General features: G+C 65.4%; 21 protein-coding genes. 18 read left to right on the top strand and 3 right to left on the bottom strand.

The features are described from left to right. Nucleotides 1-835: 835 nt before the first annotated feature. The gene (locus E4K09_RS04940; protein ID WP_134495615.1) at nucleotides 836-1,906 is read right to left on the bottom strand and encodes a LacI family DNA-binding transcriptional regulator; all 1,071 of its coding nucleotides are present in this window, start codon (nucleotides 1,904-1,906) and stop codon (nucleotides 836-838) included. 95 nt (nucleotides 1,907-2,001) lie between these two features. Here E4K09_RS04940 and bglB point away from each other — a divergent pair, with 95 nt between their 5' ends. The 10 genes from bglB to E4K09_RS04890 all read left to right on the top strand — a co-directional run bounded on the left by bglB (nucleotide 2,002) and on the right by E4K09_RS04890 (nucleotide 13,233). After that, nucleotides 2,002-3,105 (top strand): beta-galactosidase BglB, encoded by a 1,104-nt coding sequence (gene bglB / locus E4K09_RS04935; RefSeq protein WP_134495613.1) that lies wholly within the window; start codon nucleotides 2,002-2,004, stop codon nucleotides 3,103-3,105. Next, complete coding sequence (gene kduI / locus E4K09_RS04930; RefSeq protein WP_134495611.1) at nucleotides 3,102-3,935, top strand: 5-dehydro-4-deoxy-D-glucuronate isomerase; 834 nt, start codon at nucleotides 3,102-3,104, stop codon at nucleotides 3,933-3,935. The genes bglB and kduI overlap by 4 nt, the downstream gene beginning before the upstream one ends. Before the next feature lie 7 nt (nucleotides 3,936-3,942). Next, complete coding sequence (locus tag E4K09_RS04925) at nucleotides 3,943-6,489, top strand: hypothetical protein (RefSeq protein ID WP_134495609.1); 2,547 nt, start codon at nucleotides 3,943-3,945, stop codon at nucleotides 6,487-6,489. A gap of 28 nt (nucleotides 6,490-6,517) precedes the next feature. Next, complete coding sequence (locus E4K09_RS04920) at nucleotides 6,518-7,789, top strand: ABC transporter substrate-binding protein (protein WP_134495607.1); 1,272 nt, start codon at nucleotides 6,518-6,520, stop codon at nucleotides 7,787-7,789. Between the two features lie 16 nt (nucleotides 7,790-7,805). Next, nucleotides 7,806-8,837, top strand: coding sequence for a carbohydrate ABC transporter permease (locus tag E4K09_RS04915; RefSeq protein ID WP_134495606.1), 1,032 nt, complete (start codon nucleotides 7,806-7,808; stop codon nucleotides 8,835-8,837). Beyond that, on the top strand, nucleotides 8,834-9,886 hold the full coding sequence (locus E4K09_RS04910; protein WP_134495605.1) for a carbohydrate ABC transporter permease: 1,053 nt from the start codon (nucleotides 8,834-8,836) through the stop codon (nucleotides 9,884-9,886). The genes E4K09_RS04915 and E4K09_RS04910 overlap by 4 nt, the downstream gene beginning before the upstream one ends. A gap of 28 nt (nucleotides 9,887-9,914) precedes the next feature. Continuing rightward, a complete protein-coding gene (locus tag E4K09_RS04905; protein WP_134495603.1) occupies nucleotides 9,915-10,991 on the top strand; it encodes an ABC transporter ATP-binding protein in 1,077 nt (358 codons plus the stop codon). A 126-nt stretch (nucleotides 10,992-11,117) separates the two neighbouring features. Continuing rightward, the gene (locus tag E4K09_RS04900) at nucleotides 11,118-12,230 is read left to right on the top strand and encodes a M20 family metallopeptidase (protein ID WP_134495601.1); all 1,113 of its coding nucleotides are present in this window, start codon (nucleotides 11,118-11,120) and stop codon (nucleotides 12,228-12,230) included. Further along, entirely contained in the window at nucleotides 12,227-12,703 is a 477-nt protein-coding gene (locus E4K09_RS04895) for a GNAT family N-acetyltransferase (RefSeq protein WP_134495599.1), read from the top strand. Before E4K09_RS04900 ends, E4K09_RS04895 begins: the two co-directional genes overlap by 4 nt. Continuing rightward, nucleotides 12,700-13,233: an RNA pyrophosphohydrolase gene (locus E4K09_RS04890; RefSeq protein WP_134495597.1), complete on the top strand. Its 534-nt coding sequence runs from the start codon at nucleotides 12,700-12,702 to the stop codon at nucleotides 13,231-13,233. Before E4K09_RS04895 ends, E4K09_RS04890 begins: the two co-directional genes overlap by 4 nt. Before the next feature lie 16 nt (nucleotides 13,234-13,249). On the opposite strand, the gene E4K09_RS04885 is transcribed toward E4K09_RS04890, so the two are convergent. Beyond that, entirely contained in the window at nucleotides 13,250-13,441 is a 192-nt protein-coding gene (locus tag E4K09_RS04885; RefSeq protein ID WP_134495595.1) for a hypothetical protein, read from the bottom strand. A 27-nt stretch (nucleotides 13,442-13,468) separates the two neighbouring features. Continuing rightward, nucleotides 13,469-14,107: a MarC family protein gene (locus tag E4K09_RS04880; protein ID WP_134495593.1), complete on the bottom strand. Its 639-nt coding sequence runs from the start codon at nucleotides 14,105-14,107 to the stop codon at nucleotides 13,469-13,471. A 68-nt stretch (nucleotides 14,108-14,175) separates the two neighbouring features. On the opposite strand from E4K09_RS04880, the gene E4K09_RS04875 reads away from it, so the two are divergent. The 8 genes from E4K09_RS04875 (at nucleotide 14,176) to tgt (ending at nucleotide 22,979) form a co-directional block, all read left to right on the top strand. Then, complete coding sequence (locus tag E4K09_RS04875) at nucleotides 14,176-15,030, top strand: protein phosphatase 2C domain-containing protein (protein WP_166802160.1); 855 nt, start codon at nucleotides 14,176-14,178, stop codon at nucleotides 15,028-15,030. Nucleotides 15,031-15,471: 441 nt separating this feature from the next. Then, nucleotides 15,472-18,168, top strand: a complete 2,697-nt coding sequence (gyrA, locus tag E4K09_RS04870; RefSeq protein WP_244610379.1) for a DNA gyrase subunit A — start codon at nucleotides 15,472-15,474, stop codon at nucleotides 18,166-18,168. Nucleotides 18,169-18,440: 272 nt separating this feature from the next. Next, on the top strand, nucleotides 18,441-18,941 hold the full coding sequence (gene coaD / locus E4K09_RS04865) for a pantetheine-phosphate adenylyltransferase (RefSeq protein WP_134495589.1): 501 nt from the start codon (nucleotides 18,441-18,443) through the stop codon (nucleotides 18,939-18,941). 32 nt (nucleotides 18,942-18,973) lie between these two features. Continuing rightward, the gene (locus E4K09_RS04860) at nucleotides 18,974-19,522 is read left to right on the top strand and encodes a peptidylprolyl isomerase (RefSeq protein ID WP_134495587.1); all 549 of its coding nucleotides are present in this window, start codon (nucleotides 18,974-18,976) and stop codon (nucleotides 19,520-19,522) included. Next, nucleotides 19,522-20,031 (top strand): hypothetical protein, encoded by a 510-nt coding sequence (locus tag E4K09_RS04855; protein WP_134495585.1) that lies wholly within the window; start codon nucleotides 19,522-19,524, stop codon nucleotides 20,029-20,031. The genes E4K09_RS04860 and E4K09_RS04855 overlap by 1 nt, the downstream gene beginning before the upstream one ends. Before the next feature lie 48 nt (nucleotides 20,032-20,079). Continuing rightward, nucleotides 20,080-20,547 carry a peptidylprolyl isomerase gene (locus E4K09_RS04850; protein ID WP_134495583.1) on the top strand — a complete coding sequence of 156 codons (468 nt, stop codon included), beginning with the start codon at nucleotides 20,080-20,082 and terminating at the stop codon, nucleotides 20,545-20,547. A 116-nt stretch (nucleotides 20,548-20,663) separates the two neighbouring features. Beyond that, nucleotides 20,664-21,740 (top strand): tRNA preQ1(34) S-adenosylmethionine ribosyltransferase-isomerase QueA, encoded by a 1,077-nt coding sequence (gene queA / locus E4K09_RS04845; RefSeq protein WP_134495581.1) that lies wholly within the window; start codon nucleotides 20,664-20,666, stop codon nucleotides 21,738-21,740. Nucleotides 21,741-21,797: 57 nt separating this feature from the next. After that, the gene (gene tgt, locus E4K09_RS04840; protein WP_134495579.1) at nucleotides 21,798-22,979 is read left to right on the top strand and encodes a tRNA guanosine(34) transglycosylase Tgt; all 1,182 of its coding nucleotides are present in this window, start codon (nucleotides 21,798-21,800) and stop codon (nucleotides 22,977-22,979) included. Nucleotides 22,980-23,060 lie beyond the last annotated feature (81 nt).

Here is a 23,060-nt window from a genome sequence, read left to right as displayed (position 1 = left end):
TCCTTGCCGATCTCTCAGCCTTCGGTTTGCAGAATCCGATGCTCCGCTCTCAGGAGGGCGCATCGTCGGGCAGAGGTAGAGGGCCGCTTCGGCGACCCCTAGGGCCACGTGAGTGACAACCGGGTCCACTTTCTCGGATCGATCCGATGCTTTCGCCTTAGAAAAGAGCATCGTTCGGGCGGCCCTCTGGGTCCGCACGATGCGCTAGTGCAACCCTGCTCGAAAGTACAGCTATCTTTGGTGGAAGAATTGAGTTCCGCATCGGTCTCAAGGGGTATGCAACAACTCGCCCCTGGTCGCGTTGAACAGGCACTTCCAGCCTGCACTGATAGAAGACGACCTCGTGGCGGAGATGAATACGCACAGGATCGCAAGTCCTGGCACCCTGGTTCAAGTCCAGGCGAGGTCTCCACTTCTTTTTTCTTTGTTCGGCGGGCATATTTCCAGAGGATTTATCGCGACTGTAGCCGCTCCATGGTCGCTTCGGTGTGGTCGGCAGAGTTCAAGCCACGAATGCCGATCACGCTGCGGTCAATGGTCTTCCCGTCCACATCCTTCCGGCTGTTGAAGAAGGCATTCTTCTGCTCTCGAGGGGCTTCGGCTGTCTTGTGGCACGGTGTGAGAGGCTCGATCCACCAGGTTTACTGCGCGTTTGTTATCGCCTTGCGCGCGAGTTCCCGGTTCGCGAGGGAGCGCGGACTCTCCTCCAGCGCCAGTGCCCTGTCGAAGTCGGCAAGGGCCTCCTGGTGCCGACCGGTCTGTATGTAGACCTATCTGCGATTGTTGTACGCGTCCGCGAACTTTGGATTGAGGCTCATCATGCCGGGGGCTTCTCTCATGCCGCCGTGGAGGTTGCCGCCATGGACGTTGCCGCCGTGGAATCCCGCTCGATGAGACGGCAGGCGAGTTCCGTTCGGCGCACGAGCCTCTCACCTTGCGTGGAGAGTTCAATCACCATGTCCACGGCCGTCTCGCCCAACTCGCGGGCCGGAATGTGCATGGTGGTCAAGCGCGGCGTGAGAAGGTCCGAGATCGGCAGATTGTCGATGCCCATCACCGATATCTTCTCCGGACAGGCAATCTGGCGAGCCTTCAAGGCCGAGATCGCTCCCAAGGCGAGGCTGTCGGCAGCGCAGAGGAGCGCGCTCACATGGAGCGTTCCGTTGTCGAGGCGCTCGCCGATGGCCCGCTCGGCGCATTCGGGCGTCCAATCCTCGACGCTGATCACGTTCTCATCCGGGCAGGGCAATCCGTGCTCGGAAAGGGCGTCGCGCCAGCCTTCGAGGCGGCGTCGGATCGTCGGGCGACCGGGCCGCATGACGAAGCCGATGCGCTCGTGCCCCAGGTCGATCAGATAATCGCATGCCATGCGCGTCGCAGACCGGTTGCAGGGACTCACGCTCGAGATGCGCATGAGCGGATCGTCGCTGTTGATCAGGACCGAGGGTTTTCCGCTCTCCTGGATGCGGCGCATCACCTGCATGTCGTCGACCGTCAGCAGGAGAACGCCGAGAATGCCGGAATTGTCCAGAACGTCCGTCAGGGGAGACTGACTTTCGTCCGGGTCGGGAAGAGGCACCAGGGACACCTCGATCTCCCGTGACGCGGCGGCTGCCTTCAAGCCCTCCAGCACATGCCACGTGAATTGCGTGCGGCCGTAATCCGTCATGGCCGCCTTGCTGGCGAAAACCGCGATCCGCGCACCCTGCACCATGTTGGGCAGCGGATAATGCGCGCTCCTGGCCGCCGCGAAGATCCGCTGGCGCAGATCGTCCCGAACGCCCTTCTGGCCTGCCAGAGCACGGGACACCGTGCTGATCGAAACATCGCAGGCCAAGGCGATATCGCGCAGGCGGCTGCGCCCAAGGGACTTGGAGGAGACAGGCTTCTTGAGCGTCGTTGGCATGGGAGCATAGTGCAAAAAATTTTCATATTGCGCAATCTGGGCGCTTACTGAAAAATCCTCCCAACAAAAGCACCAATGCCCGGGAGGCAACGCATATGAGGGAGGGAGGGCGCCTCAGGCGCCAGCTCGATCGTCTCGTCGCAGGCATGGTGGCCTTGCGCCACGACGGTACGTTCGACGAGCCGAATCTTGACGGCACGCCCGGCGATTACATCAGCTTCGACGGCTGGGAATGGCCCCAGGGCGTCGGTCTGTATGGCTTGGTCCGGTACTGGGAGTTCACCGGAAACAGCGAGCATCGCCGCCTGATCGAGGCTTGGTACGAGCGTCAGCTCGGAAAGGGCCGGCCCGGTCTCAACGTCAATACGACGGCTCCCATGCTGGGTCTCTCCATGCTCTGGGACAGGACCCGGGAGGAGCGCTGGCACGCCCCGCTCGAGCACTGGGCGAAGTGCGTGATGACCGAGCTTCCCCGGACGGAGGAGGGCGGCTTCCAACACATCGTGTCCGACGGCCTCAATCCGGGAGAGCTGTGGGACGACACCCTCTTCATGGTGTGCCTCTTCCTGGCGAATTACGGTCGCGCCGCAGGCCGCGACGATCTCGTCCAGGAAGCCGTTCGCCAGTTCCTGCTGCACGCGCATTATCTCGCCGATACGGAAACCGGCCTGTGGTTCCACGGCTGGACCTTCGAAGGGCGGCACAACTTCGCGCGGGCCCGCTGGGCGCGGGGCAATGCCTGGATCACGGCAGGGCTGCTCGATTTCATCGAGCTCGGCGGCATCACGGGCGGCGTGAGGGACTACCTTCTCGGCTGCCTGCGCACGCAGGCGAAATCCTTGCTGCGGCATCAGGACCGCAGCGGCGCCTGGCATACGCTCATCGACGATCCCTCGTCCTATCTCGAGGCCTCCGCGACGGCGGGCTTCGGCTATGGGCTCCTGAAGGGCGCGCGTCTCGGCATCTTGGGAGAGGATGCGCGGCAGGCGGGACTTCGCGCCCTCGACTACGTGCTCGACAACATCGACGGGAACGGCACGCTGCAGAATGTTTCCTATGGCACCCGCATGGGGCGCGACCTGAAATTCTACCACGACATCCCCATCCAGCCGACGGCCTACGGCCAGGCCCTGGCCATCCTGCTCCTCGCGGAGGCCGTCCGTCACACGAGCGACGCTCGACAGGAGACCGCCGCATGATCGAGGTTCGCTACGGAGCGGGGCCTGAAGCCATCGGCGGCATGTCCACCGAAGACCTGCGCTCAGCCTTTCTGATCGACAGGCTGTTCCCGAAGGACGATGTCCGCCTGGTCTACACCCATACCGACCGCATGATCCTTGGCGGGGCCACGCCGCTGGACAGGAACGTCACCCTCGGCGAAGGAGCCCCCATCGGCACGCCGCACCTTCTGTCCTATCGCGAGATGGGCATCGCCAATCTCGGCGGGCGAGGCCGCATCGCGGTGGACGGCAAGAGTTTCGATCTCGACAACCGCGACATTCTCTATGTGGGACGCGGCGCGGAACGCCTGACCCTGTCGAGCGCGGATCCTGCCTACCCCGCGCGCTTCTACATGACCTCCGTGCCATCGCAGGTGGACTATCCGCACCGGCTGATCACGAGGTCCGAGGCGAAGCCGCTGGAACTCGGCGAGGAGAGGCGTTCGAACAAGCGTTCGCTGCGCATGTACATTCATCCGGAAGTCGCGCCCTCGGCGCTTCTTCTCATGGGGATCACCGACCTCGATCACGGCAGCGTCTGGAACACCATGCCGCCCCATCTGCATGAGCGCCGTATGGAGGCGTATGTCTATTTCGACATGGCGCCGGAGGATCGCGTCATTCACCTGATGGGCCGTCCCGATGAGACGCGCCACCTCGTGGTGGCGGACGGCGATGCGATCCTTTCGCCCGCATGGTCGATCCATATGGGCGCCGGCACGGGCCCTTACGCTTTCGTATGGAGCATGACCGGCGAGAACCAGGAATACACGGACGTGAATCCCGTTCCCGTGAGCACGTTGCGGTAAGAAAGCGATGGCGGACGCGATGGACCTGACGCATTCCCTTAAAGCCGGCCAGGCGGTCGGACACTGGCAGCTCGGCGACGTGTACGAGGAGCGCTACGACGTTCCCGACCGCACCATGGAAGGGAAGATGGATGCCTTCTTCTTCCTGACCAAGGATCGCAACTTCATCCCGCATCAATATGCCTGCCGCACGGACTTCATCGAGCAGTACCGCGGCAAGACTCCGAAGCCCGTGACGGGCTTCGAACCCACCCGCGTCTGGTTGCCCTTCGGCTCTCCGCGCGTGGACCTGTCGGGATTCTGGTTCCGGGCGACCCGCGTGGAGTGCTGGGCGCGCACGACCCTCGACAGCGAGCGCGACCAGGTGGCGCGCTTCGGCTTTGCCACCTGCGGCGGCGCTTTCCTGGAGGTCAACGGCCGTCGGGTCGCGGAGCTCACCCGCTATCAGCGCAACTTCGAGGAGCGCGCCGAGATCGAGGTGCCGCTGAAGGCGGGCAGGAACGAGCTTCGGGTCTGGTTCGCCGATCTCTGCGAGCGCGATGCCCGCTATTATTTCAGCCTCGAGCTGATCGAGGGCGTGGGATTGTCGGTTGCCATGCCGTGCTCCATCGAAGGCGCGCGGGCGGCGGCGGTGGAGAGCATGTTGGAGGGCATGCGCTTCGAGAAGCCGTCCTATGGCGGCGGCGAAGTGGCGATCGTGTTCGACAGTCCGGCGACCGGCTCGCTCGACGTGCATGTGGAGGTGCGCGGCGACTTCATGTCGACGGAGGACACGCTGGAGTTCCACAGGAAGCTCCCGGCCGGCGCGGCCCGCGTCGCCCTCGCCGATACGGGCGAGTTGCCCGCCGATTTCCGGCATTTCGCCATCACCCTGCGCGACGGCGACTTCGTCGCCACCCGGGTGCTTGGCGTCGAGATCTGCCATCTCGACAGGCAGCCTCCCGCTTCCGCCAACATCGCGGTGCGGGCGCAGGCCGTTCTCGACCATGTGGCCGAGCGCGGCGAGCGCGACATGGTGGCGGTTCTGGCGCGGCTTGCGCTCGACCGGGGCGGACCGGAAACGGATCGCATCATCGAATCCTGCCTGCCGATTATCGGCGATTGCCACGATTGCGCCGATTTCCTGCTCGTGCCGCTGCTCTGGTCGCGCATCTCGTGGCCCGAGCGGATTTCGCCGGAGACACGGGCGCGCATGGACGATGTGATCCTGCGCTTCCGCTACTGGATGGACGAACCCGGCAACGATGTGATGTGGTACTTCAGCGAGAACCACGCGCTCCTGTTCCACACGGCCTGCCATCTTGCCGGAACGCTCTTCCCGGACGCGACCTTCAGGCGCTCCGGCCGCAAGGGCCGCGAGCAGGCCGAGATCGGACGCGGGCGGCTGCTCGAATGGCTGACGCATTTCGAGGCCTGCGAGATGGCCGAGTGGAACTCGGCGCCGTACTTCCCCATCGACCTCAAAGGCCTGTGCGCCCTCTATGCGCTCTCGCCCGATGCGAGCATCCGCGAGCGCTCCGGCGCCGCCATCCGCCGCCTGCTCGAGATCATGGCCCTGTCGAGCCATCACGGCATGATGACGGCATCCCAAGGACGCAGCTACGAGCACACCCTTCGCCCCGGACGAACGCTCGAATTGTCGGGAATGTCCTATCTCGCCTACGGCACGGGATCGCTCGGCCGTCGCTTCCATGCGCTGCCCCAGCTCGCCCTGTGCGTCGCCGAACATGGGCTCGCCATCGACCCGAGCCTTGCGGCCATCGCCGACTACAGGGGCGCGGGCGCCTATGAGTGGCGCTACAAGCAGGGTGAGAACGGCATCGCCTCGCTCTATCACTACAAGTCGAAGGATCATGCCTTGGGCAGCATCGCCGCCTATCGCTGGGGCGAGTGGGGCTATCAGGAGACCGTCCTGCATCTGCGCCTCGGGGAACGGCCGGAATCGCAGATCTGGATCAACCACCCGGGCGAGGTGATCCACAGCGGCTATGGCCGCCCGTCCTATTGGGGCGGCTGCGGAACCGTGCCGCGCGTGCACCAGTACCGCTCCCTTGCGATCATGGACTTCAAGGCTCATGCCGCCCAGCCCGACTTCACCCATGCGTGGCTGCCGGAGGCGGAGATGGACGAGGTGATCCACGAGGGCAACCGCATTCTCGTGCGCGCCGGGAACGGTCTTTGCCTGCTTGTGGCGAGCGGATCGTTCGAAAAGGTCACGAAAGGGCCGACGGCCGGATGCGAGGTCCGCCTGCCGGGCCATAGCGGACGCTGGATCGTACGCCTGTCCGATATCGCCACCGAAGGCAGCCTGACGGCTTTCGGAAAACGCTTTGCGGGCCTCTCGGCCGAGGAGCGCCCGGACGGCACCATCGTGGTGCAGGATCCCGATTTCGGAACCGTCGCCTGCGGCTCCGATGCGGTGGTGCGCACGAGCACCGAAACCATCGATCCGAAGAACTGGACCTTGTCGGGAGAATTGACGGCCTACCCGGAAGGAGCGCGCGTGACGCTGCCTTCCCAACACGAAAGACAAGAGCAACTCAAGATTGCCTGAACCCAACATTCATCATGGGAGGAAAGTGATGAAGGGACTTAGAAGACTAGCTTGCGGGGCGTTGGGTCTCGCGCTCAGCGCATCCGTCGCTCATGCGGCGACCGAAGTGCGCATCATGTGGTACTCGGACGGCAACGAGGGCGAAGTCCTGCAGGATCTCATCAAGCGTTTCGAGAGCCAGAACCCGGACATCAAGGTCGTGGTCGACAACGTCGCCTTCGGCGTGGTCAAGGATCAGCTGCCGGTCCAGCTCGAGGCCGGTCGGGGCCCCGACATCGTGCGCGTGGTGGAGCTGAAGTCGCAGGCCAGGCACTGGCTCGACCTGCGCCCGCACCTCAAGGATCCCGCATCCCTCGAAAAGAATTTCAGCAACACGCTCGACTGGATGCGCGAGGACGGCAGCAACGCGCTGCCCGGCTTCATGACCCAGCTCACCATCACCGGCCCGCTCGTGAACACGACCCTGTTCGAGCAGGCGGGTGTGCCGGTTCCCGGCGCGAAGGCGACCTGGGACGAATGGGCGGCTGCTGCCAAGAAGGTGGCGGACAGCCAGAAGATTCCGATCGCACTCGCCTTCGACCGTTCCGGCCACCGCTTCATGGGGCCTGCGATCTCGATGGGCGCCAAGGTGATGGGCCCGGACGGCAAGCCCGCCGTGGTGGACGAGGGGTTCAAGGCCATGGCCCAGCGCATCGCCGACTGGCACAAGAACGGCATCATGCCGCGCGAGATCTGGGGCGGCGTTGCCGGAACTACCTACAAGGGCGCGAACGAGGAGTTCGTGAACGGCCAGGTCGCCGTGTACTTCTCGGGCTCCTGGCAGGTCGCGCAGTTCTCGCAGAAGATCAAGGACAACTTCGACTGGTCGGCCGGCCCCGAGCCTTGCGGTCCCGCCGCCTGCACCGGCATGCCGGGCGGCGCCGGCCTTGTGGCGGTCAAGTACACCAAGAGCCCGAAGGAAGTGGCCCGCGTGGTGGAGTATCTCGCGAGCGAGCCGGTGGTGCGCGAGTTCTCCGAGCGGACCCTGTTCCTGCCGGCGCATCAGGGCGTTGCGGCCAAGGGAGTCGACTTCAAGTCGAGCGATCCGAACGTGAAGAAGTCTCTCGATGTCTTCCTCAACGCGACCCGCACGGCCGATCCGCTCGCCTTGAAGATGCAGAGCTACAAGTGGTCCGGCACGATCTACGCCGCCGTCATCAGCCGCCTCGGACAGGTGGTGGCCGGCGAGGCGCAGCTTGCGGATGCCTATGCGCGGATCGAGGAGGACATCAAGCAGAAGGTCGCCGAGGCCTCCCGCTGAGCCAAGGGCACGTGCGATGAGCACCATCACCGAAGTGCCGGGAGGGCAGGCGTCCAGCCTCTCCTCCATGCTGGCCCTGCCGTTCCGCTTTCTCATGGGCGTGCTCAACGCGCCCATGGGCGCCGTGCAGCGCCGGTTCGGCATCGCCGGAATGGGAGCCGTGTTCCTGGCCCCGAACATGCTGATCTTCAGCGTGTTCGTGCTCATCCCCGTCGCCATCAACTTGGCCTATTCCCTCACGGGCGGCACGGCGATCTTCTTCGACGACCGTCATTTCGTCGGTCTCGAACAATACCAGACGCTGCTCATGTGCGGCGACTACGCCGCGCCGTCGACCTGCCTTCAGGATGCCTTCTGGCAGAGCGTGCACAACACGGCCTTCTTCGTGCTCGTCCAGGTGACGATGCTGGTGCTCGTCTCCCTGGGCACCGCGCTCGTCCTCAACCGCGAGATGCGCGCCCGGGGGTTCTGGCGCGGCGTGTTCTTCTTTCCCGTTCTGCTCTCGCCGGTCGTGGTCGGCCTGATCTGGAAATGGATCCTGCAACGCGACGGGTTGCTCAATGCGATCCTGCTCGATTTCGGGTTCGAACGGATTCTATGGCTCGCCGAGCGCAACTGGGCGATGTTCTGGGCGATCTTCGTCTCGGTCTGGGCACATCTCGGCTTCTATGCGCTCATCCTGCTCGCCGGCCTCCAGGCGATTCCACGCGATCTCTACGAGGCCGCAATGATGGATGGAACGGGCCGCATGCGCGTCTTCTGGCGCATCACCCTGCCGCTGCTGTGGCCCAATCTGCTCGTCGTCATCATCCTTGCCCTCATCAAGGCCGTGCAGATCTTCGACGAGGCCTTCGTGCTGACCGGCGGCGGCCCCGGGACCAGCACCATGTTCATCACCCAGTACATCTACGAGACGGGCTTCGCCCATGTCCTGCGCAATCTGGGACTCGCATCCGCGGCCTCGATCCTCATGGGGATCGTTCTCGTCGGCCTCACGGCCCTGCAGCTCGTGGTGTCGAACAGGCGCGCCAGAAAGGAGGCGGCATGAGCGCTCTCTCCACCTTTCTCCTGCGCCGACGCGGCGGCGCCAGCTGGCACTGGACGGATGTGCTGGCCTATATCTGGCTCGGCGTCGGCCTTGTTCTGATGTTCGGCCCGGTTCTGTGGCTGGTGGTGTCGTCCTTCAAGACGCCCGCCAATCTCGCAGAGTTTCCGCCTACCTTCATGCCGCTCGATGCTCAGGTGGCGCGGGTTCAGGGCTACGAGCAGCCGCTGCCGTTGTTCCGCGTGACGCTCGAGGACGGGAACGAGAGGGTGCTCGCCCAGGTGCGGCGGGTCGGGATCATGGCCCAGATGGTGGATCCGGAGAATCCGGGCGCCGTCATCCGCGTGCCCATCGACAAGCGCGTGCCTGTGCGCCAGGTGAAGTTCGCGACCGAGAACTATGCCGAGCCGCTGCAGCAATTCGACTTCCTGCGCTATTTCCAGAATTCCATCTTCGTCACCGTCATGGCAACCCTCATCACGCTCGTGGTGAACTCCATGGCGGCCTTTGCGCTCTCGAAATACGAGTTCAAGGGAAGAACGGCGGTTCTCGGCATCATCCTCGCAACCCTGATGGTGCCTTTGTCCGTCATCGTCGTGCCGCTTTACCTGGTGGTGAACTCGCTCAATCTCTTCGACACGCTTTGGGGCGTGATCCTGCCGACGGTCGCGACGCCGACGGGAGTGTTCCTGCTGCGGCAATACATGCTCACGATCCCGGACGAGCTCCTCGACGCCGCGCGGATGGACAAGGCCTCCGAATGGCAGATCTACTGGCGCATCATCCTACCGCTGGCGGCGCCCGCCCTGGCCGTGCTCGCCATCTTCTCCGTCATGTGGCGCTGGAACGATTTTCTCTGGCCCCTGATCGTCCTCTCGCGCAAGGAGCATTACACCCTGCAGGTGGGACTCAATGCCTTCTCGGGCGAGCTGAACGTGCAGTGGCACTACGTGCTTTCCATGACCGTGCTGTCCATCGTGCCGGTCGCCCTGATCTTCCTGTTCCTCCAGCGCTACATCACCGCCGGTATCGCGAACACCGGCCTGAAATGATGCGGATTCTACCCGGAAGGACCATGCCGTGAGTCATCTCGTTCTTCGTCAAGTCACCAAGGAATACGGATCCGTCCGCGTCCTGCACGGCATCGACCTCGAAGTCCGGGACGGCGAGTTCGTGGTCTTCGTCGGCCCGTCCGGGTGCGGAAAGTCGACATTGCTGCGCATCATCGCAGGCCTCGAACGCGCCAGTTCGGGCGAGATCCGGCTCGACGACCGCCTCGTCAACGATGTCTCCGCCGCCGACCGCGGCCTTGCGATGGTATTCCAGTCCTATGCGCTCTATCCGCATATGAGCGTGCGCCAGAACCTCGCGTTCGGCCTCGAGAACAGCCGCATGCCGCGGGCCGAGATCGATCAGCGCGTCATGGAGGCGGCCAGAATGCTGCTCATCGAGCCCCTTTTGAACCGCAAGCCGCGCCAGCTCTCGGGCGGCCAGCGCCAGCGCGTCGCCATCGGCCGCGCCATCGTGCGACGCCCCGGCATCTTCCTTCTCGACGAGCCCCTCTCCAATCTGGACGCGGAGCTGCGCGTGGTGATGCGCGCGGAGCTCGCCGCCCTGCACAAGCGGCTCAACGCCACGATGATCTATGTGACGCACGACCAGACGGAGGCCATGACCCTCGCGGGCCGGATCGTCGTCCTGCGGGACGGGCGAATCGAGCAGGTCGGCACGCCGCTGGAGCTTTACAACAATCCCGCCAACCGCTTCGTGGCCGGGTTCATCGGTTCGCCGCGCATGAACTTCATCGAGGCCGAAACGGTACCGGTCGAGGACGGCGTGGGCGTGCAGGTCAACGGAAAGCCGCAGAAGCTGCCGCATCTCGATCTCGCACCTGGTTCCAGGATCGTTCTCGGCATCCGGCCTCATGCCGCGACCGTCATGGACGCGGATCGGGCGACGATCCCGCTCGAGCTCACGCTCGTCGAGCAGCTTGGAGCGGAAACGATCCTGCACGGCAAGACGGATCGCGGCGAGATCTTCACGGTATCCGCGCCGGGACAGCGGCGCTTCGCCATGGGCGAGCGGATCGGCGTCTCGCTCCCTCCCGAAACCCTTCACGTCTTCGATGCTCAAGGACTGGCTCTGCCGCGTGGCTGACACCCGATCGGCCGAATGCTGGGGCTCCACACCCGGTCGATAGGCCGTGACATCACCACACGACGGGGCTAAAGAGACCCGAAAGCGGCCTCAAGCCGCCTTGTCCTGTGACGATGCGAAGCCGCGATGACCTCTCAAGCCCTCGATATCCTCTTCACCTGGATCCGCACCGAAAGCCCGACCCATGACGTGGCTGGCGTGAACCTGATGATGGATCTCGTCGTCGAGCAGATGAAGGGCGCGCCGGTCGCGATCGAGCGCATCAAGGGGGAGCAGGGCCTGGGCGATGCGCTGATCCTGCGCGCCGGCCCCCGGACCGACGAGCCCGCGATCCTGATCCTGTCGCACCTCGACACGGTGCACCCGGTCGGGACGATCCAGAAGGATCTGCCGCTGCGGATCGAGGGCGACCGGCTCTACGGGCCCGGCGTCTACGACATGAAGGCGAGCGCCTGGTACTGCCTGGAGGCCTTCAAGGAGGTCGCCCGCAAGGGAACGGCCGCCCGTCCGCTGGTCTATCTCGTCACCCCCGACGAGGAGATCGGCTCGCCGATGACGCGCCCGCTCATCGAGAGCCTCGCCCGCCGTTCGGCCTATGTCCTGGTGACGGAGCCGGGGCGCGACGGCGGCAAGGTGGTCACCTCGCGCAAGGGCGTCGGGCGGTTCGACGTGCATGTGGAGGGCCGTCCCGCCCATGCGGGTTCGCGCCATGCGGAAGGCCGCAACGCCATCTACGAGGCCGCGCGGCAGATCCTCGCCATCGAGGCCATGACCGATTACGCCCGCGGCGTCACCACCACGGTCGGGATGGTGTCCGGCGGCACGGCCGTGAATACGATTCCGCAGCATTGCAGCTTCCCGGTGGACCTGCGGGTCGAAACCGTGGCGGACGGGGAGGCGCTGACGCGGGCGATCCTCGGGCTCGAGCCCCACAACCCGGATTTCAAGGTCACGGTCACCGGCGGCATGAACCGTCCGCCCTACGAATGCACCGAGGGAACGGCGCGGCTGTTCGACCATGCGAAGTCGCTGGCGGCCGAGATCGGCTTCGACCTCGTCTCGGCCCCCCGCGTCGGCGGCGGGTCCGACGGCAACTTCACGGCGGCCCTGGGCGTGCCGACCCTCGACGGCATCGGCATCGACGGCGACGGGGCGCACACGCTGCATGAATACGGCGTGATCTCCTCCATCGCCCCGCGCCAGGAACTCGTGAAGCGCCTGCTGGAGACGCTGCGTTGATCGCGATCAGCGATCTGCGCGAGAGGCCCGGCTTTGCGGACGCGGTCGCGGACCGGGTCTGGCGAGCTTTCTGGAAGGACGATGGACATCCGCCGGAAGAACTGGCCGGTCCCGTGCGGCAGAATCTGGGAGCAGGTCCCATTCCCACCGCCTTCGTGGCTCATGACGGCGAGCGGTTCGTCGGTACGGTGTCGCTGATCGCCTGCGACGAGGAGCGAAGACCTCTCTACACGCCCTGGATCGCGGCCCTGTGGGTCGAGCCGGAGGACCGGCGGCGGGGCATCGGGGCCGCCCTGGTCGATCGTGCGGCGGACTTTGCCTTCGGCACCGGCGCGACCCGGCTCTATCTGCTCTCCCGCGAGCGGCGCCGGGCTTATTACGAAAGCCTGGGATGGTTGGTGCTCGAGAGGGATGTTCCAGAGCCGGGGCTTCATGTCCTGATCAGGGATGGGCAGCGGGAGACGTCCCGATGAGCGCGCCGTCCGTTCCGAACTACAGGCCCAATGTGGGCATCGCTCTCTTCAACGCCCGCGGGCAGGTGCTGGTCGCCCGGCGTCTCTGGAGCTCGGGGCCTGAAATCATCGTACCGGGGCACGAGTGGCAGATGCCGCAGGGCGGCATCGATGCGGGCGAGGACCCTCGGACGGCGGTTTTCCGGGAGCTGCGGGAGGAGACAAGCGTCACGAGCGCCGTTTATCTGGGCGAGACCCAGGACTGGCTCGCTTACGATTTTCCCCCCTATGACGGCCCGCCGCACCATCTCTCGCCTTTCAGGGGGCAGCGGCAGAAATGGTTCGCCCTGCGCTTCACGGGCGAGGAGCGCGAGATCGACGTGACGCTCACGCACGGCGGCGCCGTGCCGGAATTCTCCGAATGGCGCTGGCAGGCGCTGGCCGATGTGCCGGCCCTCGTCGTACCGTTCAAGCGGGCGGTCTACGAGCGCGTGGCCGAGGTCTTCGCACCGTTCGCCGTGCCGGCGGAGCCGGTGGCCCGAAGCGCCTGAGGCCAGCCGGAGCGCTTCAGTCGCCGGGCTCCTCGTTCGGAAGGGCGAGTTCCGGATGCTTCCTGATCAGCTCGTCCCGATCCTTGGCCAGGTTGTCCCAGGTACGTGCCATCTCCAGGAGCTGCTCGCGCTGCGGTCCCTCGGGAACCTGCTTGGCGAGGATGCGGCATTCTTCGGCGTGTTTGCGGTATTCGGATGCTTTCTTCATGGGGTCTTCTCGATATAGGGCCCAGGCTTACAACGCTCCAGGGCGCAGCAAGGCGACGATGCCGTCGATGATGAATTGCACGGCGAGTCCCGCGAGGATCACGCCGAGCAGGCGGGTCAGCACCACGTTCCCGGTCACGCCGAGCCAGCGGGAGACGCGCTCGGCCGCGGAGAACACGATGAGGCAGCTCACGATGCCTAAGGCGATCAGGAGGATCAGCGACGAGAGATAGACGAGGTTCCCGTCGGCCCGCCCAGCCAGGAGGATGACGGCCGTGATCGCGCCGGGCCCGGCCATGAGCGGGATGGCGAGGGGGAAGGCCGCGATGTTGCGGATATGGTCCTCCGTGATGGCGATGTCGGCGGTGTGCTGTTTGCGCTCGTTGCGGCGCTCGAACACCATCTCGAAGGCGATCCAGAACAGCAGCAGCCCGCCCGAGATGCGGAACGCCGGGATTCCGACGCCCAGAAGGCGCAGGAGCACTTCGCCGCCGAGGCCGAAGAAGGCAAGAATGCAGAAGGCGATCAGGCTCGCCCGCGTGGCGACGCGGCGGCGCTCCGCGGCCGTCATTCCCCGGGTCAGCGACATAAAGATCGGCGCCAGGGCGACGGGGTCGAGGGTGACCAGCAGGGTCACGAGGGCGGCGGAGATGTAGTCGAAGAGCATCGGCTGGACCTTCAGAACAGCTTTGCTTTATGGGGTTCCCCAGCGCTTTTGGCGAGGGGGGACGAACGATGTTCACGATTTTGGACCGGATCAGCTGGCCCGGGCACCCGGACAAGGCCAACGAGGATGTCTGCGGAGCCTGCGGGGATTGGGCCTGGGTGATCGATACCTCGATCTTTCCCGGCACCGCCCCGGTCATGCACCCGAAGAGCGATGCGGCCTGGCTCGCTGCCTTCGCGAACGAGCGCCTCTCGAACCTCGCGCCCCATGCCGAGTGCGGCGCCGCCCTGGTCCGGCACGTGATGGAGGAGGTCCGCACCACCTACCGGGCCGTCGCGCCCCAGGAGCGGCACGAGGATTTCGTGTCCTGGCCCCTCGGCGCGATGACCCTCGTGAGGCGAAAAGGGAGCGTTCTCGAAACCTGGACCTTCGGGGACACCACGGCTTTCGTGCGCCAGCCCGACGGGGCTGTCCTGACCCTGGGCGAGGCTCCCGGTCTCCGGGATTTCGAATCAGCCAAGGCGGCCGAACTGATGCGGGCTGCGGGCTCCCGGCCTGACGACATCCTCGCCGAGCCGATTTTCCTCGCCTGGCTCGGGGAGCGTCGCGAGCGGCAGCGCAGGAGCGGCGTTCCGGCGGCTCTCCTGAGCCTCAACCCGGATGCCGCCGGCCGCCTGCGGCACGAGAGCGTGGCCTGCGAGGACGGCACCACGATCCTGCTCGCCAGCGACGGCTTCTCGGCCCTGGTCGACCTCTATCGTGCGTTCGACGCCAAGGGCCTGATGGAGGCCGCCGTCGCGTCCGGGCTGGAGCCCCTGGCCGCCACGGCGAGGGAGATCGAGACGACGATCGACCCGGACGGGCGGCTTTATCCCCGGTTCAAGCTCAGCGACGACACGACGGCTCTTCTGCTGAGGGCTTGAGGCGGCCCGATCCTCCGGAAAGCCTGCAACCTTGCGCGAAGCCCGCTCGCCCCCATTCGAGGCTTGGCCGGGCCGCGTCCTCTTGCATCTGGAAAACCCCTCTTAAACCTTGAAAATGGTGCAGAAAACCGCCATCTAAGGATCTGAATTTCAATGGATTCGCGAGGCTGCCTAGCGCGTCGTGCGGAAATGTGGACCCGGTTTTCCGCAACAGGCGATGCGCTGCTCGGAAGAGGGCATCGGATGGGTCCCAGAAGTGGTTTCCACTTCTGGGTTCGATGCTCTGGCAGCTTGCCGAAGCGGCATGCCAGCCGCCTCTCGCGATGGGGCAGACCGTATTAAGAAAGACCAACCTTGACCGATCCGAACGATATCCGCTCCGGCGGCCCCGGCGGGGACCAGCCGGCCAGCGACATCAAGCTGATTTCCATCGTCGACGAGATGAAGCGGTCGTATCTCGATTACGCCATGAGCGTGATCGTGAGCCGCGCTCTTCCCGACGCGCGCGACGGCCTCAAGCCGGTGCACCGGCGCATCCTCTACTCGATGCACGAGAACGGCTACACGCCGGACAAGAAATACGTGAAGTCCGCCCGCATCGTCGGCGACGTGATGGGTCAGTACCACCCGCATGGCGACAGCGCGATCTACGACGCCTTGGTGCGCATGGCGCAGGACTTCTCGCTGCGCCTCATGCTCGTGGACGGGCAAGGCAATTTCGGCTCCGTGGACGGCGATCCGCCGGCGGCGATGCGCTACACCGAGTCCCGCCTCGCCAAGGCGGCGATGCCGCTGCTCGACGACATCGACAAGGACACGGTCGACTTCACCCCCAACTACGACGAGTCCAAGGACGAGCCGACCGTCCTGCCGGCCCGCTACCCGAACCTGCTCGTCAACGGCGCCGGCGGCATCGCGGTGGGCATGGCCACCAACATGCCCCCCCATAACCTGGGCGAGGTCATCGACGGCTGCCTGGCCTATATCGACAATCCCCATATCTCCGCCGAGGAGCTGATCGAGATCATCCCCGGTCCGGACTTCCCGACCGGCGCGTTGATCCTCGGCCGTTCGGGCGCGCGCTCGGCCTACACGACGGGCCGCGGCTCCATCATCATGCGGGCCAAGTCCGAGATCGAGGAGGTCCGCAAGGACCGCGAGGCGATCATCTTCACCGAGATCCCGTATCAGGTGAACAAGGCCTCGCTGATCGAGAAGATCGCCGAGCTCGTGCGCGAGAAGAAGATCGAGGGCATCGCCGACCTGCGCGACGAATCCGACCGCGACGGCATGCGCATCGTCGTCGAGATCAAGCGCGACGCCATGGCGGACGTGGTGCTCAACCAGCTCTACCGCTACACCCCGCTGCAGACGAGCTTCGGCGCCAACATGGTGGCGCTCAACGGCGGCCGTCCCGAGCAGATGACGCTCAAGGACCTGATCCGCGCCTTCGTCGACTTCCGCGAGGAAGTGGTGTCGCGCCGCACCAAGTTCCTGCTCAACAAGGCCCGCGAGCGCGCCCACGTGCTGTGCGGCCTGGCGATCGCGGTCGCGAACATCGACGAGGTGATCCGCCTCATCCGCACGGCGCCCGATCCGAACGCCGCCCGCGAGGCCCTCATGGGCCGCGACTGGCCGGCCCACGACATCGCGCCGCTCATCGCGCTCGTGGACGATCCGCGCCACACGATCAACGAGGACGGCACCTATCGCCTGTCCGAGACCCAGGCCCGCGCGATCCTCGACCTGCGCCTGCAGCGCCTCACCGCCCTGGGCCGTGACGAGATCGGCGACGAGCTCTCCAAGCTCGCGGCCGAGATCTCCGATTATCTCGAGATCCTGCGCTCGCGCGCCCGCATCATGGGCATCATCAAGGACGAGCTGACCGAGATCCGCAACGCCTATGCCACGCCGCGCAAGACGCAGATCGTGGACTGGGATTCCGATCTCGACGACGAGGATCTGATCGCCCGCGAGGACATGGTGGTGACGGTCTCCCACGCCGGCTACATCAAGCGCGTGCCGCTCTCCGCCTACCGGGCGCAGCGCCGCGGCGGCAAGGGCCGCTCCGGCATGGTGACGAGGGACGAGGATTTCGTCACCCGCCTCTTCGTCGCGAACACCCACACGCCGGTGATCTTCTTCTCGTCCGAGGGCCAAGCCTACAAAGAGAAGGTGTGGCGCCTGCCGCTCGCGGCTCCGAACGCCAAGGGCAAGGCGCTGGTGAACATGCTGCCGCTCAGCCAGGGCGAGCGCATCACCACCATCATGCCGCTGCCGGAGGACGAGGCGTCCTGGGACAAGCTGGACGTGATGTTCGCCACCTCGCGCGGCACGGTCCGTCGCAACAAGCTGTCGGACTTCGTGCAGGTCAATCGCGGCGGCAAGATCGCCATGAAGCTGGACGAGGGCGAGCACATCGTCGACGTCCAGATCTGCTCGGAGCACGACGACGTGCTGCTCACCACGGCCAAGGGCCAGTGCATCCGCTTCCCCGTGACGGATGTGCGCGTGTTCAAGGGCCGCGACTCCATGGGCGTGCGCGGCATCAACTTGGGCCAGGGCGACAGGATCATCTCCATGGCGATCCTGCGCCACGTGGACGCGACCGGCGAGGAGCGCGCCGCCTATCTCAAGATGCGCCGCGCCGTCATGGGCGAACAGGCGAACGGCGATGCCGACACCAATGGGGCGGAGGATGCGGAGGAGGCCGAGAACGGCAACTTCAGCCTCTCGCAGGAGCGCTACGCGGAGATGAGCGCGCGGGAGCAGTGCATCCTGACGGTCTCCGAGAAGGGCTACGGCAAGCGCACCCTGTCCTACGAGTACCGCATCACCGGTCGCGGCGGCAAAGGCATCACGGCCATGGCGGTCAACAGCCGCAACGGCCAGCTCGTGGCCTCGTTCCCGGTGGAGAACGCCGACCAGATCATGCTCGTCACCGATGGCGGCCAGCTGATCCGCGTGCCGGTGGACGGCATCCGCGTCGTCGGCCGCAATTCGCAGGGCGTCACGATCTTCTCCACGCGCGACAAGGAGAAGGTGGTCTCGGTGGAACACATCGAGGGTGAGGATGCCGAGGAAGGTGAGGGCGTCGACGACTCCGGAGCCGAGGGCGGCGAGGCTGCGGAGGGGTAAGTCGCCTCCCGTTTTAACGATCAAACCCGCCGGCCCCGGTCGGCGGGTTTTTTATTGTCGTTGACGCTGATGTTTCAGCCCAGGCTTGCAAGTGCCGGGCTGAGAACCACCACGGCCGCAATGGCGACGACGAGGAGGCGGACGATCATCGGGAGGCTCCTGAAATCTTGACCTTACGTTAACTGGACTATTTCACGCCCCCGTCCGGCCTGCCGTGTGCCAACGCACGCGCAGCTTGCCCGGCAGCTCCAATCCGGCTACGCCTAAGGCGCATGACACGCACCGCCCTCTATACCGGCAGCTTCGACCCGGTCACCAACGGCCATCTGGACGTTCTGCGCCAGGCCTGCCGCGTGGCCGACAGGATCGTCGTGGCCATCGGGGTTCACTCCTCGAAGGCACCCATCTTCGCCGCAGAGGAGAGGGCCGAGATGCTGCGGGCGGTCTGCGGGCCCGTGCTCCAGGCGAGCGGCGTGGAGCTGGAGGTCGCCACCTTCGGCGACCTCGCCGTGGATGCCGCCCGGCGCCATGGGGCGAGCCTCATCGTCCGTGGCCTGCGGGACGGCACGGATTTCGACTACGAAATCCAGATGGCGTCCATGAACGCCGCCATGGCACCCGACATTCAGACGATCTTCTTTGCGGCCTCGCCCCCCGTCCGCCCGATTACCGCCACGCTTGTCCGGCAGATCGCCGCCATGGGGGGCGATGTCGCGGCCTTCGTGCCTGGTCTTGTCGCGGAGCGCCTCAAGGCCAAATTCACGCGGCCATAAGAATTTTCGTTGCTCAAAGGAGAACCCAACCCATGAAGCGTTTGCTCGCAGCCGGTGCGCTCGTGCTGGCCGGCCTCGTCCCGGCCTCGGCCCAGCAGGCGGCCGACCCGCAGAACACCGTCTTCCTCGACACGAAGGATGGCCGCATCACGATCCGCCTGCGCCCGGACCTCGCTCCCAAGCATGTGGAGCAGATCAAGGCGCTCACCAAGCAGGGCTTCTACAACGGAATCGTGTTCCACCGGGTGATCGAAGGCTTCATGGCCCAGACCGGCGATCCCACCGGCACCGGCACGGGCAAGTCGAGCCTGCCCGACATCCCGGCGGAATTCACCAACACCCAGTACAAGCGCGGCTCCGTCGGCATGGCCCGGTCGCAGAACCCGAACTCCGCCAATTCGCAGTTCTTCATCTGCTATGAGGGCTGCGGTCCGCTGACGGGCCAGTACACGCTCTTCGGCGAGGTGGTGTCCGGAATGGACGTGGCCGACAAGATCAAGAAGGGGAATGCCGCCGCCAACGGCATGGTCTCGAACCCCGACAAGATCGTGAAGATGCAGCTCGCCGCCGACGCGAAGTAATGGGGCGGACTTGGGCAGCCGGAGCGCGAACGGCGACCGCCGCGCTCCTCCTTGCGACGGCTTCCGTGTCCGTGGCGGCCGCGCAGGAGGATGGCCCCCTCGGTTGGCGGGACGAGTGGTACGAACCCTATGAGCCGCCGCCCAGCCTGCCCGAGGGCATCCAGGGCGTCGTGAGGCCGGATCCGAACGCGGCCGCGCCGCAGCGCATCAATACGCTGCGGGAGGTGTTCCAAGCCCTTCAGGCCTGCTGGCGCCCCCCAGGCGGGAGCGGCTATTCCGGCCAGGAGATCACGTTGCGCCTCAGTTTCAAGCGTGACGGCGCGGTCTTGGGGAAGCCGCGGATCACCTACTACAAACCGGGAACTGAGGGAGAGCAGCGGGAGCCTTTCACGCGTTCCGTCCGTGAGGCTTTCGAGCGCTGCACGCCCTTTCCCTTCACCGAAAGCTTTGGAGCGGCCATCGCAGGCCGCATCTTTGCCTTCCGTTTTGTCGATGCCCGACCTATGTGAACGGGCAGGATTAGACCTTTGCCCAACAACCCGCTTCAGGAGAGACCGATGGCAGATCCGGAAAACACCCTCATCATGGAAACCACCAAGGGCCGCGTGGTCATCGAAATGCGCCCGGATCTCGCCCCCGGTCACGTGGAGCGCATCAAGACCCTGGCTCGCAAGGGCTTCTATGACGGCATCGCCTTTCATCGCGTGATCGAGGGCTTCATGGCCCAGACCGGCTGCCCGCACGGCACCGGCACCGGCGGCTCCGACCTGCCGGACCTGAAGGCCGAGTTCAACGCCGAGCCGCATGTGCGCGGCACCTGCTCCATGGCGCGCACCAACCAGCCGCATTCCGCCAACTCCCAGTTCTTCATCTGCTTCGACGACGCCCGCTTCCTCGACAAGCAGTACACCGTCTGGGGCAAGGTCACGGAGGGCATGGAGAACGTGGACAAGATCAAGCGCGGCGAACCCGTCCGCGATCCCGATCGAATCGTCTCCATGAAGGTTGCCGCCGACGCGGCTTAAAGCCCTTCGGCTTTTCAATCGTCATGCCCGGGCCCGTCCCGGGCATCCACGTCTTCAATTCCCGAAAGGCGTGGATGGCCGGACCGGGTTTGGCCATGACGTTCTGAGATATCTTCATGCGCGTCGACCTCTTCGATTTCGATCTCCCCGAGCAGAACATCGCCCTCCGTCCCATGGAGCCGCGGGATTCCGCGCGCATGCTGATCGTCAAACCGGAGAGCGGATTCGAAGACCGGATCGTTCGCGATCTGCCGGACCTACTGCAGCCTGGCGACGTGCTGGTGCTCAATAACACCAAGGTCATTCCCTCGCGGCTCTATGGCCTGCGCGTGCGCGAGGACACCGCCGCGCGGGTCGAGATCATGCTGCACAAGCGGGAAGGGGCCGATCGCTGGCGCGCCTTCGCGCGTCCGGCCAAGAAGCTGAACGTGGGCGACCGCATTCGCTTCGGCGAGGATTCTGAAAGCACGGCCTGCGAACTCGTGCGCCTCGATGCGGAGGTGGTCGAGAAAGGCGAGGGCGGCGACGTCGCTCTTCGATTCTCGTTTTCCGGCCCCTTCCTCGACGAGGCCATCGCCCGGCTCGGTGAGTTGCCGCTCCCGCCCTACATCGCGGGAAAGCGCGCCACCGACGAGAAGGACAGAACCGATTACCAGACCGTCTATGCCAAGGACGAGGGCGCGGTTGCGGCTCCGACGGCGGGCCTGCACTTCACCGAGGAGCTGTTCCGCCGCCTCGACGAGCGTGGCATCGCCCGCCATTTCGTGACGCTGCATGTGGGCGCGGGCACCTTCCTGCCCGTGAAGGCGGATGACACGGACGAGCACCGCATGCATGCGGAATGGGGCACGATCACCGAGGATACGGCCAGGGCGCTTAACGAAGCGCGGGCGCGGGGAGGGCGGATCGTGGCGGTGGGGACCACTTCGCTGCGGCTGCTCGAGAGCGCCGCCCGCGAGGACGGCACCATCGCGCCGTTCTCCGGAGATACGGCGATTTTCATCACCCCCGGCTACCGCTTCAAGGCGGTGGACGTGCTGATGACCAATTTTCACCTGCCGCGCTCGACCCTGTTCATGCTGGTGTCGGCCTTCTCCGGACTGGATTGCATGCGCGCGGCCTATGCCCACGCCATCGAGACGGGCTATCGTTTCTATTCCTACGGCGATGCGAGTTTGCTCTTCCGGCGTTGACGCTCCATTTCAGCTCTTCGTGCCCGCGCGGGCCTGGGCCGATCCCATGAGGACCGAATGACCACCGAAACCTTCACCTTCTCCGTCAACAAGACCGACGGCGCGGCACGCACCGGCGAGATCCGGATGCCGCGCGGTGTGATCCGCACGCCGGCCTTCATGCCCGTGGGCACGGCCGCCACCGTGAAGGCCATGTACCCCGATCAGGTGAAGGCCCTCGGCGCGGACGTGGTGCTCGGCAACACCTACCACCTCATGCTCCGCCCCGGCGCGGAGCGTGTGGCGCGTCTCGGCGGGCTGCACCAGTTCATGAACTGGCCCTATCCGATCCTCACCGATTCCGGGGGGTTCCAGGTCATGTCGCTGTCGGCGCTGCGCAAGGTTGACGAGACCGGCGTGACCTTCCAGTCCCATATCGACGGCTCGAAGCATTTCATGTCGCCCGAGCGCTCCATCGAGATTCAGGGGCTTCTCGGATCGGACATCCAGATGCAGCTCGACGAATGCGTGCGCCTGCCGTGCTCGGACGAGGAGGCGGAGCGCGCCATGCGCCTGTCCCTCCGCTGGGCCGAGCGCTGCCGCGTCGCCTTCGGCGAACAACCGGGGAGGGCCATGTTCGGCATCGTCCAGGGTGGCGCGGTGGAGCGGCTGCGCATCGAAAGCGCACGGGAACTTGCCGCCATGGACCTGAAAGGCTACGCCATCGGTGGCCTGGCCGTGGGCGAGCCGCAGGAAGTGATGCTCCGCATGATCGAGACGGTCGAGCCGCACATGCCCCGGGAGAAACCACGGTATCTCATGGGCGTGGGCACGCCCGACGACATTGTCGAGGCGGTCCGCCGCGGGGTCGACATGTTCGACTGCGTCATGCCGACCCGCGCCGGACGTCACGGCCAGGTCTTCACCAAGCATGGCCGCATGAACCTGCGCAACGCGCGCTTCGCCGAGGATACGCTTCCGCTCGACGAGAGCTCGAAATGCACGGCCTCGAACACCTATAGCCGAGCCTATCTCCACCATCTCGTCCGCTCGAACGAGATCCTCGGCATGATGCTGCTGACCTGGAACAATCTGGCCTATTACCAGGAGCTGATGGCCGGCCTGCGCAAGGCCATCGCGGAAGGCCGGCTCGAGGATCATATCGGCGAGATCAAGGAAGGCTGGGCCAAAGGCGAGCGGGACAGCAAGGCCGAAATCGGGCAGCACGCCGACAACATTGCGGTACCGGCGGAAGGCTGAGAGGAGCGCCGGTCGTCGATCTCGTGGAAAACCGGCCTTTTCGGGGGGCGACTTGAGGTTTTCGGCCTCAAACCGGGGCTT

Source organism: Microvirga pakistanensis (genome assembly GCF_004458765.1).
GTDB lineage: Bacteria > Pseudomonadota > Alphaproteobacteria > Rhizobiales > Beijerinckiaceae > Microvirga > Microvirga pakistanensis.
This window is presented reverse-complemented; position numbering and strand designations above follow the sequence as displayed.

Bases quoted from the DNA above. Each gene is read 5' to 3' on its own strand.
- E4K09_RS04940 (WP_134495615.1), bottom strand. From the start codon at position 1,906: ATGCCAACGACGCTCAAGAAGCCTGTCTCCTCCAAGTCCCTTGGGCGC.
- bglB (WP_134495613.1), top strand. From the start codon at position 2,002: ATGAGGGAGGGAGGGCGCCTCAGGCGCCAGCTCGATCGTCTCGTCGCA.
- kduI (WP_134495611.1), top strand. From the start codon at position 3,102: ATGATCGAGGTTCGCTACGGAGCGGGGCCTGAAGCCATCGGCGGCATG.
- E4K09_RS04925 (WP_134495609.1), top strand. From the start codon at position 3,943: ATGGCGGACGCGATGGACCTGACGCATTCCCTTAAAGCCGGCCAGGCG.
- E4K09_RS04920 (WP_134495607.1), top strand. From the start codon at position 6,518: ATGAAGGGACTTAGAAGACTAGCTTGCGGGGCGTTGGGTCTCGCGCTC.
- E4K09_RS04915 (WP_134495606.1), top strand. From the start codon at position 7,806: ATGAGCACCATCACCGAAGTGCCGGGAGGGCAGGCGTCCAGCCTCTCC.
- E4K09_RS04910 (WP_134495605.1), top strand. From the start codon at position 8,834: ATGAGCGCTCTCTCCACCTTTCTCCTGCGCCGACGCGGCGGCGCCAGC.
- E4K09_RS04900 (WP_134495601.1), top strand. From the start codon at position 11,118: ATGACCTCTCAAGCCCTCGATATCCTCTTCACCTGGATCCGCACCGAA.
- E4K09_RS04890 (WP_134495597.1), top strand. From the start codon at position 12,700: ATGAGCGCGCCGTCCGTTCCGAACTACAGGCCCAATGTGGGCATCGCT.
- E4K09_RS04885 (WP_134495595.1), bottom strand. From the start codon at position 13,441: ATGAAGAAAGCATCCGAATACCGCAAACACGCCGAAGAATGCCGCATC.
- E4K09_RS04880 (WP_134495593.1), bottom strand. From the start codon at position 14,107: ATGCTCTTCGACTACATCTCCGCCGCCCTCGTGACCCTGCTGGTCACC.
- E4K09_RS04875 (WP_166802160.1), top strand. From the start codon at position 14,176: ATGTTCACGATTTTGGACCGGATCAGCTGGCCCGGGCACCCGGACAAG.
- gyrA (WP_244610379.1), top strand. From the start codon at position 15,472: ATGAAGCGGTCGTATCTCGATTACGCCATGAGCGTGATCGTGAGCCGC.
- coaD (WP_134495589.1), top strand. From the start codon at position 18,441: ATGACACGCACCGCCCTCTATACCGGCAGCTTCGACCCGGTCACCAAC.
- E4K09_RS04860 (WP_134495587.1), top strand. From the start codon at position 18,974: ATGAAGCGTTTGCTCGCAGCCGGTGCGCTCGTGCTGGCCGGCCTCGTC.
- E4K09_RS04855 (WP_134495585.1), top strand. From the start codon at position 19,522: ATGGGGCGGACTTGGGCAGCCGGAGCGCGAACGGCGACCGCCGCGCTC.
- E4K09_RS04850 (WP_134495583.1), top strand. From the start codon at position 20,080: ATGGCAGATCCGGAAAACACCCTCATCATGGAAACCACCAAGGGCCGC.
- queA (WP_134495581.1), top strand. From the start codon at position 20,664: ATGCGCGTCGACCTCTTCGATTTCGATCTCCCCGAGCAGAACATCGCC.
- tgt (WP_134495579.1), top strand. From the start codon at position 21,798: ATGACCACCGAAACCTTCACCTTCTCCGTCAACAAGACCGACGGCGCG.